The 12092-nt window shown below is 65.4% G+C and carries 12 protein-coding genes; 8 read left to right on the forward strand and 4 right to left on the reverse strand.

Annotation, left to right across the window (positions count from 1 at the left end):
- Nucleotides 1-23 precede the first annotated feature (23 nt).
- Both xerC and ACFPU0_RS02220 read left to right on the forward strand, forming a co-directional pair.
- A complete protein-coding gene (gene xerC, locus ACFPU0_RS02215; protein WP_377691152.1) occupies nt 24-920 on the forward strand; it encodes a tyrosine recombinase XerC in 897 nt (298 codons plus the stop codon).
- Nucleotides 917-1621 carry an HAD family hydrolase gene (locus tag ACFPU0_RS02220; RefSeq protein WP_377691153.1) on the forward strand — a complete coding sequence of 235 codons (705 nt, stop codon included), beginning with the start codon at nt 917-919 and terminating at the stop codon, nt 1619-1621. The genes xerC and ACFPU0_RS02220 overlap by 4 nt, the downstream gene beginning before the upstream one ends.
- Nucleotides 1622-1844: 223 nt before the next feature.
- Here the strand turns inward: ACFPU0_RS02220 and sutA are convergent, their stop codons facing one another.
- The 4 genes from sutA to glnK all read right to left on the reverse strand — a co-directional run bounded on the left by sutA (nt 1845) and on the right by glnK (nt 4494).
- A complete protein-coding gene (gene sutA, locus ACFPU0_RS02225; protein ID WP_377691154.1) occupies nt 1845-2162 on the reverse strand; it encodes a transcriptional regulator SutA in 318 nt (105 codons plus the stop codon).
- Nucleotides 2163-2238: 76 nt separating this feature from the next.
- Entirely contained in the window at nt 2239-2664 is a 426-nt protein-coding gene (locus ACFPU0_RS02230; RefSeq protein WP_377691155.1) for a secondary thiamine-phosphate synthase enzyme YjbQ, read from the reverse strand.
- 137 nt (nt 2665-2801) lie between these two features.
- Nucleotides 2802-4121 carry an ammonium transporter gene (locus tag ACFPU0_RS02235; protein WP_377691156.1) on the reverse strand — a complete coding sequence of 440 codons (1320 nt, stop codon included), beginning with the start codon at nt 4119-4121 and terminating at the stop codon, nt 2802-2804.
- A 34-nt stretch (nt 4122-4155) separates the two neighbouring features.
- The gene (gene glnK, locus ACFPU0_RS02240) at nt 4156-4494 is read right to left on the reverse strand and encodes a P-II family nitrogen regulator (RefSeq protein ID WP_003457590.1); all 339 of its coding nucleotides are present in this window, start codon (nt 4492-4494) and stop codon (nt 4156-4158) included.
- A 410-nt stretch (nt 4495-4904) separates the two neighbouring features.
- On the opposite strand from glnK, the gene ACFPU0_RS02245 reads away from it, so the two are divergent.
- The 6 genes from ACFPU0_RS02245 to ACFPU0_RS02270 all read left to right on the forward strand — a co-directional run bounded on the left by ACFPU0_RS02245 (nt 4905) and on the right by ACFPU0_RS02270 (nt 11990).
- Nucleotides 4905-5168, forward strand: coding sequence for an accessory factor UbiK family protein (locus ACFPU0_RS02245; protein WP_377691157.1), 264 nt, complete (start codon nt 4905-4907; stop codon nt 5166-5168).
- Between the two features lie 36 nt (nt 5169-5204).
- Nucleotides 5205-6701, forward strand: a complete 1497-nt coding sequence (locus tag ACFPU0_RS02250) for a YifB family Mg chelatase-like AAA ATPase (protein WP_377691158.1) — start codon at nt 5205-5207, stop codon at nt 6699-6701.
- Nucleotides 6702-7198: 497 nt separating this feature from the next.
- A complete protein-coding gene (betT, locus tag ACFPU0_RS02255; protein ID WP_377691159.1) occupies nt 7199-9175 on the forward strand; it encodes a choline BCCT transporter BetT in 1977 nt (658 codons plus the stop codon).
- 206 nt (nt 9176-9381) lie between these two features.
- Nucleotides 9382-10182 carry a prolipoprotein diacylglyceryl transferase family protein gene (locus ACFPU0_RS02260; protein WP_377691160.1) on the forward strand — a complete coding sequence of 267 codons (801 nt, stop codon included), beginning with the start codon at nt 9382-9384 and terminating at the stop codon, nt 10180-10182.
- 449 nt (nt 10183-10631) lie between these two features.
- The gene (locus ACFPU0_RS02265) at nt 10632-11231 is read left to right on the forward strand and encodes a fimbrial protein (protein WP_377691161.1); all 600 of its coding nucleotides are present in this window, start codon (nt 10632-10634) and stop codon (nt 11229-11231) included.
- 51 nt (nt 11232-11282) lie between these two features.
- Nucleotides 11283-11990, forward strand: coding sequence for a molecular chaperone (locus ACFPU0_RS02270; protein WP_377691162.1), 708 nt, complete (start codon nt 11283-11285; stop codon nt 11988-11990).
- The last annotated feature ends 102 nt before the right edge of the window (nt 11991-12092 follow it).

Consider the following 12092-nt stretch of genomic DNA (forward strand, 5'->3'; position numbering starts at 1 on the left):
GCCGCGCATCCCAAGGAAGTCCCATGCAAGCCGACCTGGATGCCTACCTGAACCACCTGCGCAGCGAGCGCCAGGTCTCGGCGCATACCCTGGACGGCTACCATCGGGACCTGCTCAAGGTACGCGCCCTCTGCGAGAAGTACGCCATCGCCGACTGGCAGGACCTGGACGTGCGCACGCTGCGTAGCTTCGTCGCGCGGCTGCACCAGGACGGCCTGTCCAGCCGCAGCCTGGCCCGCCTGCTCTCGGCGGTGCGCGGCCTCTACCAGTACCTGGTCCGCGAGGGCCGCTGCCGCCACGACCCGGCCAACGGCCTCGCCGCGCCCAAGGGCGCCCGCCGCCTGCCCCGCGCGCTGGACGCCGATCGCGCCCAGCAACTGCTGGATGGCGCCGTGGAAGACGACTTCATCGCCCGCCGCGATCAGGCCATGCTGGAGCTTTTCTACTCATCCGGCCTGCGCCTGTCCGAGCTGGTCGGCCTCGATCTCGACGGCCTCGACCTCGCCGCCGGCCTGGTGCGGGTGCGCGGCAAGGGCAACAAGACCCGTGAGCTGCCGGTGGGAAGCAAGGCGCGCGAGGCGCTGGAAGAATGGCTGCCGCTGCGCGCCGCGGCCCGGCCGGGCGAACCGGCGGTGTTCGTCAGCCAGCAGGGCCGCCGCCTGACGCCACGTGCCATCCAGCTGCGTGTGCGCCAGGCCGGGGTTCGTGAACTGGGCCAGCATTTGCATCCGCACATGCTGCGGCATTCCTTCGCCAGCCATATGCTGGAATCATCCCAGGACCTGCGGGCGGTGCAGGAGTTGCTCGGCCACGCCGACATCTCCACTACCCAGATCTACACCCATCTGGATTTCCAGCACCTGGCCTCGGTCTATGACAAGGCCCACCCAAGAGCCAAGCGACGCGGAGCGGACGAATGAGCATCCAGCTGATCACCTTCGACCTGGACGACACCCTCTGGGACAACCGCCCGGTGATCGAAGGCGCCGAAACGGCCATGCGCGACTGGCTGATGGAACACACCCCGGCCCTAGGCGCCCTGCCGGTGGAACACCTCTGGGCGATTCGCGCCGACGTCCTGGCCGCCGAGCCCAGCCTCAAGCACCGCCTCAGCGAATTGCGCCGGCGCACCCTGCGCCGGGCACTGGAAGGCGTCGGCTACAGCAGCGAAGACGCCATCGACCTGGCCGAAGGCGCCTTCCAGGCCATGCTCCAGGCGCGTCACCGCATCACCTTCTACCCCGACACCGTGCCCACCCTGGAGCGCCTGGCCAACCGCTACAGCCTGGGCGTGATCACCAACGGCAACGCCGACGTGCGCCGCCTGGGCCTGGCCGACTACTTCAAGTTCGCCCTCTGCGCCGAGGAACTGGGCATCGGCAAGCCGGACCCCATGCCCTTCCTCGAGGCCGTGAAGCGCGGGGGAGTCGCCCCCGGGGAAGCCGTGCACATCGGCGACCACCCGGCCGACGACATCGAGGGCGCCCGCCGCGCCGGCCTGCGCGCCATCTGGTTCAATCCGCTGGGCAAGGAATGGAGCGGCGACCAGTTGCCGGACGCCGAGATCACCAGCCTGCGGGAACTGCCCGAGATGCTGGCGCGCTGGGCCAGGTGGCATTGAGCGTCGGCCATCACACGTCCAGGCCCACCGGAATCCTGTAGGGGCGAATTCATTCGCCAAGCAGGCCGCAGGCCTGCCAGCGGGGCGTCATGGGGCTGCTTCGCCGCCCTTGGCGATTGAAATCGCCCCTTCACCAGAAAGAGCCCGCCCCAACCTCTCCCTCACATTCCATCGCCCATGAAAAAGCCCGCCAGTCAGCGGGCTCTCTAGACGGATGCCGACCTCAGATGGGGCGGCTGCCGTACTTGCTGTCCGGCTTCTTCGGCGGGTCGGCTACCACGTTCGGTTCGACCTCCTGCACCTTGCCGCCACGGGCCAGGAACTCTTCCATCGCCTTGGCCAGGGCGTCACGCTCTTTCTGCTTGGCTTCGATGCTGGGCATCTCTTCGACTTCGACCGCGGCCTTGGCCTTGCCCTTCCCGGAGGGGGCAGCTACCTCGCCTTCGTCGTCGCTGTCGCCATCATCGGCTGCAGCCAGCTCTTCGCCGTCATCCTCGTCGGCCGCTTCCAGCTCGTCTTGTTCCAGTTCTTCGTCGCTCATGTTCTACCTCATGCCTTGCCAAAGCAGGTTAGTTATAGCCCAGCTGCGCCAGCTTTCTAACGCTGCCGGAAAATTTTCAGGGCGCCTCGCCGTGCAAGGTCGCCAGAATCCTGCGCGCACCGCCCTGGTCGCGGTGCTCGCCCAGGTAGACACCCTGCCAGGTGCCCATTGCCAGTCGCCCGTCTCGGACCGGCAGACTCAGCTGGCAGCCGAGAAGGCTGCCCTTGAAGTGCGCGGGCAGATCGTCCGGCCCTTCATAATCATGTTCATAGCCGCTTTCACCCTGGGGCACCAGCCGATTGAAGAACCGCTCGAAATCCCGCCGTACCGCGGGATCGGCATTCTCATTGACCGTCAGGGAAGCCGAGGTGTGCTGCAGCCAGAGGTGCAACAGACCGACGCGACAGCGCCGCAGTTCCGGCAATGCCGCCAGTATTTCCTCGGTGACCAGGTGGAAGCCACGCGGCCTCGGGCGCAAGGTGATCAGGGTCTGCCACCACATCCGCAAATACCTGTCTCGGCTCTTACGGGCGGCATTCTAGCGCGGCCGCTGAAAAAGCAAAGGGCGCCTTGCGGCGCCCTTTCGGCTTTCTTCCCGACTGCCTCGCCGGCTTCCGCCGGACGGGGAAATCATCGGGATCAGAGGTTGTAGCCACGCTCGTTGTGCTGGGCCAGATCGAGGCCGACGGTCTCTTCCTCGTCGTTGACCCGCAGGCCCATGACCACGTCCAGAACCTTGAGGATCACGAAGGTGATGATGCCGGTGTAGACCACGGTGAAGGCCACGCCTTCGAACTGGGTCAGCAGCTGGGCGCCGATGTCTTCGACGGTGCCGAAGCCACCCAGGGCCGGAGCCGCGAATACGCCGGTCAGCAGGGCGCCGACGATACCGCCGACGCCATGCACGCCGAAGGCATCCAGGGAGTCGTCGTAGCCCACCTTGCGCTTCAGGCTGGTGGCGCAGAAGTAGCAGACCACGCCGGCCACCAGGCCGATGACCAGGGCACCCATCGGGCCGACGGTGCCGGCGGCCGGGGTGATGGCGACCAGGCCGGCGACCACGCCGGAGGCGATGCCCAGGGCGCTCGGCTTACCGTGGGTCAGCCACTCGGCGAACATCCAGCCCAGGGCCGCGGCGGCAGTGGCAATCTGGGTGACCAGCATGGCCATGCCGGCGGTACCGTTGGCGGCTACCGCGGAGCCGGCGTTGAAGCCGAACCAGCCGATCCACAGCATGGCGGCGCCGAGCAGGGTGTAGCCCAGGTTGTGCGGGGCCATCGGGGTGTGCGGGTAGCCCTTGCGCTTGCCCAGCACCAGGCAGGCCACCAGGCCCGCCACACCGGCGTTGATGTGCACCACGGTGCCACCGGCGAAGTCCAGCACGCCCCAGTCCCACATCAGGCCACCGTTGCCGCTCCACACCATGTGGGCGATCGGGGCATAGACCAGGGTGAACCAGACGGCCATGAAGATCAGCATGGCGGAGAATTTCATGCGCTCGGCGAAGGCGCCGACGATCAGGGCCGGGGTGATGATGGCGAAGGTCATCTGGAAGGTGATGAACACGCTCTCAGGCACCGCATACACCAGGCTGCTGGTGTTCAGGCCGCTGAGGAAGGCCTTGGACAGGCCGCCGACGAAGGAATTGAAGTTGATCACGCCCTGTTCCATGCCGGTGGTGTCGAAGGCCAGGCTGTAGCCGTAGACCACCCACAGGATACTGATCAGGCCGGTGATGGCGAAGCACTGCATCATCACCGAGAGAACGTTCTTGGACCGCACCATGCCGCCGTAGAACAGCGCAAGGCCAGGGATTGTCATGAACAGCACCAGCGCAGTGGCGACGATCATCCATGCCGTGTCGCCGCTGTTCAGCACAACCTCGTCGGCAGCCATGGCCAGGCCGGGGGTGACGAGGGACAAAAGGGCTCCTAGCCCTGCGATCTTACGCAGAGTCATGTTGTTTTCTCCTGGGGCGTTGGGGTTCGGAGGCTTAGATCGCGTCTGTGCCGGTTTCGCCGGTACGGATACGGATGGCCTGTTCCAGATTGACGACGAAGATCTTGCCGTCACCGATCTTGCCGGTATTGGCAGCCTTGGTGATGGCCTCGATGACGCGATCCAGCTGGTCGTCGGCGATGGCCACGTCGATCTTCACCTTCGGCAGGAAATCGACGACATACTCGGCGCCACGGTACAGCTCGGTGTGGCCCTTCTGCCGCCCGAAGCCCTTGACCTCGGTGACAGTGATGCCCTGCACGCCGATCTCCGACAACGACTCGCGCACGTCGTCGAGCTTGAAAGGCTTGATGATGGCGGTGACTAGCTTCATGAAACTTCTCCCGTGTTTGGTTGACTTGCCCCAGGAAAAACGAACCCGGCTCAAGTCTAAGCGCAGTGTCTGGCTTTGTAACGCGTCGGACCGCCCTGGCTCGGCACTCCGACAAAAAAACCAACCGCTTCTGGCGAAACACTCCCCCGCCTCGCCCGGTGCACCGGAACTGCATCGGTGCATGCGTCGCCCTGCATCAAGCAGAATTCTTGCCAGCTCTGCGGAAAGTGCCTTTTTTCAAGCAGATACTGGCCGAATGCCGGCCCAACGCCGCTGGATCGCAGCGCATATCGCACCAAAGGGGTGCGCAACGCCCCATGCCGCTGCTCAAAAAGTGTGCACCGCCCCTCGCCGGTCCGGGTGCGGCGCCCCGTGGTAGACTCCCGCCCATTCACCTACGGAAACCCACCATGCTGCCGCCCAAAGCCCTGCTCGACACCCTCGCTTCCCACGCCTCGCGCCTGTTCAGTGGCGACAGCCCGCTGCCGCGCGCCGAGGTCGAGGCCCAGTTCAAGGTCCTGCTGCAGAGCGCCTTCGGCAAACTCGACCTGGTCAGCCGTGACGAGTTCGACAGCCAGATGGTGGTACTCGCCCGCACCCGCTCCCGCCTGGAGGCCCTGGAGGCCAAGGTGGCCGAGCTGGAAGCCAAGCTGAATCCGCCGCCGGCCGAGTGATCCCGGTCCGGCCGGCGGACCGATCAAGGAGTGATCATGTCCCTGGCCATCGTCCACAGTCGCGCGCAGGTCGGCGTCGAAGCCCCCGCCGTGACCGTCGAAGCGCACCTCGCCAACGGCCTGCCGTCCCTGACCCTGGTGGGCCTGCCGGAAACCGCGGTGAAGGAGAGCAAGGACCGCGTCCGTAGCGCCATCCTCAATAGCGGCTTCGATTTCCCGCCGCGCCGTATCACCCTCAACCTGGCCCCGGCCGATCTGCCCAAGGACGGCGGCCGCTTCGACCTGGCCATCGCCCTCGGCGTGCTCGGCGCCAGCGGCCAGTTGCCGGCTGGGGCCCTGGAACAGGTGGAATGCCTGGGCGAACTGGCCCTTTCCGGCGCCCTGCGTCCGGTGCAGGGCGTACTGCCCGCCGCCCTGGCCGCCCGCGCCGCCGGGCGCACCCTGGTGGTGCCGAAGGAGAACGCCGAGGAAGCCAGCCTGGCCAGCGGCCTGGTAGTGCTGGCCGCCGGGCACCTGCTGGAGCTCACTGCGCACTTCGCCGGCCATACGCCCCTTGCGCCCTTTGAGCCGAAGGGCCTGCTACAGGAGCGCCCACCCTACCCCGACCTCGCGGAAGTGCAGGGCCAGGCCGCCGCCAAGCGCGCACTGCTGGTGGCCGCGGCCGGTTCGCACAATCTGCTTTTTTGTGGCCCACCCGGCACCGGCAAGACCCTGCTGGCCAGCCGCCTGCCCGGCCTGCTGCCGCCCCTGGAAGAAGACGAGGCGCTGGAAGTGGCGGCCATCCACTCGGTGGCCAGCCATGCTCCGCTGCAAACCTGGCCGCAGCGCCCTTTCCGCCACCCGCACCACAGTGCCTCGGGTGCGGCGCTGGTGGGCGGAGGCGGCCGGCCGAAACCCGGCGAGATCACCCTGGCCCACCAGGGCGTGTTGTTCCTCGACGAGTTGCCGGAGTTCGACCGCAAGGTCCTGGAAGTGCTGCGCGAGCCACTGGAGAGCGGCGAAATCGTCATCGCCCGCGCCAACGACAAGGTACGCTTCCCAGCCCGCTTCCAACTGGTGGCGGCGATGAATCCCTGTCCCTGTGGATATCTCGGCGACCCCGGTGGACGCTGCCGCTGCTCCCCGGAGCAGGTCCAGCGCTACCGCGCCAAGCTGTCCGGCCCGTTGCTCGACCGCATCGACCTGCACGTGACGGTAGCCCGCGAAGCCACCGCCCTGGAGCCGCCCACCAGCGGCGGCCCGGGAAGCGAGGAAGCCGCGGCCGAAGTGGCGCGGGCGCGACGCTTGCAGCTCCAGCGCCAGGGCTGCGCCAACGCCTTTCTCGACCTCAAGGGCCTGCGCCAGCACTGCGCCCTGGACAGCGCCGACCGCAACTGGCTGGAAGAGGCCTGCGAACGCCTCAACCTGTCCTTGCGCGCGGCCCACCGCATCCTCAAGGTGGCCCGTACCCTGGCCGACCTGGAACGGGCCGAATGGATCGCCCGCCATCACCTGGGCGAAGCCCTGCAGTACCGGCCGGAGCCCATGGCCTGAAGCCGAGGCGTATTGGCTGTTCGCTGTGGGAGATGCCATGTCGACGCAGTAGCCACAAGGGTGGATGTCGCTTTTTACATCCACCAGCGATGTTATGCCGGGCCTCGAATGGTGGACCGGTGAAGCGTGGTCCACCCTACCCAGCCCTGGATCAGTGCCTAGGGTCTGTACGAAAAGTCGTCGAGCGAAGGTCAGGCGAGGCAAAAATCGGTGAGGAAGCGGAGTTAACGAGCTGTTAATGAGCATTCCGAACCGATTTTTAACGAAGCATCACCGAGCGCAGGCACTTTTCGTACAGAGCCTAGGAAAGCCTCGCTCGTTGGGCTTGGTACCTCAGCCCAACCTACGGTCCTGCGAACCCACGCCGCCAGACCAGAGGGAGATTCACAACAAAAACTATCAGAAAATTCCTACCAAAATATTTGCGCTATCGATTGTGCTAGGATTGCGCGCCTTCCGCCCATGGCGGCCATCCGATAACAAGGAGAGCTAGCTCAATGGAGGCAAATAAGTCTTCGCAATCCACCCTCAACCCACCGGTCTTTTTCGGCTCCGCAATACTCATCATCGCCCTGGTGCTCTACAGCACCCTTGCCCGCGACCAGGCCCAGGCCCTGTTCGGCCAGATCCAGGCCTGGATCCTGCTCAATGCCAGCTGGTTCTACGTCCTCAGCGTGGCGCTGATCCTCATCACCGTGGTCTTCCTGGCGGTCAGCCGTTTCGGCGATATCAAGCTCGGCCCCGACCATAGCCAGCCCGACTACACCCACGGCACCTGGTTCGCCATGCTGTTCGCCGCCGGCATGGGCATCGGCCTGATGTTCTTCGGCGTCGCCGAACCCCTGATGCACTACGCCAACCCACCCGTGGGCGACCCCAATACAGTGGCCGCGGCCAAGGAGGCGATGAAACTCACCTTCTTCCACTGGGGCCTGCACGCCTGGTCGATCTACGCCATAGTCGCGCTGATCCTGGCCTACTTCTGCTTCCGCCACGACCTGCCGCTGACCCTGCGCTCGGCGCTCTACCCGCTGATCGGCGAACGCATCTACGGCCCCATCGGCCATGCCGTGGATATCTTCGCGATCCTCGGAACCGTATTCGGCATCGCCACGTCCCTGGGCTACGGCGTGCTGCAGATCAACGGCGGCCTCAACCACCTGTTCGGCCTGCCGATCAGCACCCCGGTGCAGCTTGGGTTGATCGCCCTTACCTGCGGCCTGGCCACGCTGTCGGCGGCCAGCGGGCTGAACAAGGGCATCAAGGTCCTGTCCGAACTCAACCTCGCCCTGGCGGTGATCCTGATGCTGGTGGTGCTGGTCCTGGGGCCCACCGTGTTCCTGCTGCAGACCTTCGTGCAGAACACCGGCGGCTACCTCTCGGACATCGTCAGCAAGACCTTCAACCTCTATGCCTACGAACCCACCGACTGGATCGGCGGCTGGACCATTCTCTATTGGGGCTGGTGGCTGTCCTGGTCGCCCTTCGTCGGCCTGTTCTTCGCCCGCATCTCCCGTGGCCGCACCATCCGCGAATTCGTCTGCGGTGTGCTCTTCGTCCCCGCCGGCTTCACCCTGCTGTGGATGACGGTGTTCGGCGACACGGCCATCCACATGGTGCTGCACCAGGGCCTCACCGACCTGGTGGACACGGTCCGGCAGGACAGTTCGATGGCACTGTTCGCCTTCTTCGAGCACTTCCCCTTCGCCTACTTCCTGTCCCTGGTGGCGGTGGCCATGGTCGTGGTGTTCTTCGTCACCTCGGCCGACTCCGGCGCCCTGGTGCTGGACATGCTGGCCTCCGGAGGACGCGACGAGACGCCCCTTTGGCAGCGCCTGTTCTGGTCGATCCTGGTCGGCGTCGTGGCCATGGCCCTGCTGCTGGCCGACGGCCTCAAGGCCCTGCAGGCCGCTACCATCGCCAGCGCCCTGCCCTTCGCCGCAGTACTGCTGGCCGCCACCTGGGGGCTGCTCAAGGCGCTGCGCCTGGATGCCACCAAGCGCGGCATCCGCTACCAGTCGCTCAACCTCTCACGCCCGGCCCAGCGCCAGCACGGCGGCTGGCAGCGCCGCCTGCGCGGCATCCTCATGTTCCCCCGGCGCACCCACGTCACCCGCTTCATCGGCGAAGTGGTGCAGCCCGCCTGCGAGGAAGTGGCCGATGAACTGCGCAAGCAGGGCTACGAAGTGCAGGTGCTGAACGGTGAGGAAGGCCGCTGCAAGCTCAACGTCGGCCACGGCGCGGACGTCGACTTCAGCTACGAAGTGCGCCCGCGCGCCTTCCTCCTGCCGCGCTACGCCAGCCGTGACAATGGCGAGGAGAACGGCGATGCGCGCAAATACTTCCGCGCCGAGGTCTACCTGCGCGAAGGCGGCCAGGACTACGACGTGATGGGCTGGAGCCGCGAGGAAGTGATAGGCGACCTGCTCGACCAGTACGAGAAGCACCTGCACTTCCTGCATGTGGTGCGCTGAGTCCTTACCCGGTAACCACAGCCCGGCTTTTTGTGGGGGCGAATTCATTCGCCAAGGGCAGCGCAGCTGACCCCTGGAATTTCCAGGGGCAGACCTTCGGTCTGCATAGCGAATGAATTCGCCCCCACAGGAAAGGCGCCCGAAACATTTATCCACAGCCCGGCGCCGGGCTGCGATACTCGCCGCCTCGTTTCCCGGAGTCCGGCATGACCAGCCTCAACCTCGGCCCCTTCGCCATCCCCATGCAGCACGCGCTGCTCTACCTCGGTTTCTTCGCCGCGCTATTCGCCGGCTGGCTGGCCGGCCGCAAACGCAAGACCAATCCCGAGGGCACGCTGTTCGTCATGCTGGTCGGCGGCCTGCTGGCGGCGCGGGTGGCCTTCGCCGCCCGCTACTTCGAGCAGTATTCGCAAGAGCCGCTGAGCCTTGTGGATATCCGCGATGGCGGCTTCCTGCTCTGGCCCGGCCTGATCGCCGCCGCCCTGCTGGGGGCCCTGCTCGCCTGGCGCCAGCCGGCCCTGCGGCAACCCCTGGCGATCGCCCTGCTGGTGGGCGGCTGTGTCTGGGGTGGCGGCCAGGCCGTGGTCTCGGCCCTGGAACGCAGCCGGCAGCTGCCAGCGCTGAGCCTGATGGACCTGCAAGGTCGCCCGGTGGACTTGCGCAAACTGGATGGCCGCCCGCTGGTGATCAACCTCTGGGCGACCTGGTGCCCCCCATGCCGCCGCGAAATGCCCGTACTGGTGGCTGCGCAGAAGGCCCGCCCGCAGGTGCGCTTCCTGCTGGTCAACCAGGGCGAACACGCCGAGGCGGTGAGCCGCTATCTGGCCGAGCAGGGCCTGGCGCCCCGGGAAGTCCTGCTGGACAGCGGCAATCGCCTGGGCCAGGCCACCGGTTCCTTCGGCCTGCCCACCACACTCTTCTACGACCCCCAGGGCCGGCTGCGGCACAGCCATATGGGCGAACTGTCGGCGGCAAGCCTGGAGTACGGCCTGCGCCAGTTGCCTTAGCCCAACGGTTCCCGCCTCCACCTGCCGCACCGCAGGGCCGTCCAATGTCGCCTGGACGGCCCGGCCCACTGGCCCCGCACAACCAATGGGTTGAGTTTTCCCACTGCGAACTTCCGCTCCATCAATCCGCCCAGACTCCGCCATTACTTTCGACCGCATTGAATGGCGCGAAACTTCCGTCAGAAAAATACAAAGCCATATTCAGAACTTACGCATCAACTTCAATCCAGCACTTGATTGCCATCTATCCCTCCATCTGTTGATACAGATCAAATAAAAGCATGAGTCCCCCACTCTGTAGGAAAAACCCTACAAGTTCATGAGAGAAAACCAGCAGTCCCGTGGGAATGGCTTTATAGATGCGCCCCGAAGTTTCCTTGAAAATTTAACTCGACTCCCAAGGAGTTCAACCGCGCAACTACCTCAATCTGTCAAAAGGAAGTTCTATCGTGACTATCTCCATGAAAAGCCTGCTGGCCGCCGCTGTCGCCAGCCTCCTGGCCACCGGCGCAATGGCCGCTGACGGCACCATCAACTTCAAGGGCGAAATCGTCGCCGCTTCCTGCGGCATATCCGGCGGCGCCGGTACCGGTGTCACCGGTGAAAAAGGCAAGCAGGTCATCGACGTCGAACTCGGCAAGGTCTCCATCGACGCCCTGAACAATGCCGCCGCCGGCGGCATCGCGGGCGGCACCAACATCAACCTGAACCTGGACTGCGGCGGCACCGGCACCGGCCTGACCCACGTCCAGCTGAAGTTCGACCCGGCGTCCGGCTCCGGTTTCGACAACAACACCGGCCTGCTGAAGACCACCGGCACCGCCAAAGGCGTTGGCATCGGCCTCTACAAGACCGACGGCACCCGCATCAACCTGGCCAACTCGGGCGACGTCTTCGAGACCGAACTGGTCAAGACCGGCACCGATCCGGACTTCAAGTACAACGCCAACATGAACCTGCGCGCCGGCTTCGTGATGAGCGGCAAGCTGGCGGACGTCGAGGCCGGTACCGCCGAAGGCACCCTGCCCTTCACCCTGACCTACCGCTAATCCGCTAACGCCGGAGGGGGGGGCGCCCCCTCCGCATCAGAGGTGAGTCCCATGAGCTATCGACTGTCTTCCAAGATCCTGCTGGGTTGTTGCCTGCTGCTCGCTTCCAGCCTGGCGGCCGCCGGCATCACCCTGGGCAGCACCCGCGTCGTACTCAGCGCCCCCGCCAAGGAGGCCTCGGTGCTGGTCAAGAACCAGGCGAACCAGGACATCATGATCCAGTCCTGGATCGAGGACGAAAGCGCCACGGGAAAACAGGACGTCCCGTTCGCCATCACGCCCGCCCTGAGCCGGCTGGGCGGCGGCAAGCAGCAGAACCTGCGCATCCTCTACTACGGGCAAGGCCTGCCGACCGACCAGGAATCGATGTTCCGCCTGAACGTCCAGGAAATCCCGCAAAAGGCGAAGTCCGAGAACACCCTGCAGATCGCCCTGCGCCAGCGGATCAAGCTCTTCTATCGCCCTGCCGGCTTGCCGGGAAAAGTCGAGGACGCACCCGCCGCCCTGGAATGGCGCGTGACCGGCCGGGGCCTGGAAGTGAGCAATGCCTCGCCCTTCCATGTTTCCTTCGGCCAGGTGAAGTTCATCAGCGCCGGCAAATCCTATGACGTGAATGCCGACATGGCCGCGCCGAAGTCGACGCTCCAACTGAGTATCAAGAATTTTCCCGGCAACACTTCCGGCCCACGGAAAGTCGAGTTCGAAACCATCAACGACTATGGCGGCATCGATAGGCACACGAGTGAAGTCGCCAACTAAGTAACGCTCTCCAGCGCACCCACATCAACGCCTGAATTCAAACAGCGCATATCAACGGAGTTATTTCCGCCGGCACGGGGAAGTTCGACTCAAGGGATAGTT

Origin of the sequence: Pseudomonas sp. GCM10022186 (genome assembly GCF_042656385.1) — a bacterium.
Taxonomy (GTDB): domain Bacteria; phylum Pseudomonadota; class Gammaproteobacteria; order Pseudomonadales; family Pseudomonadaceae; genus Metapseudomonas.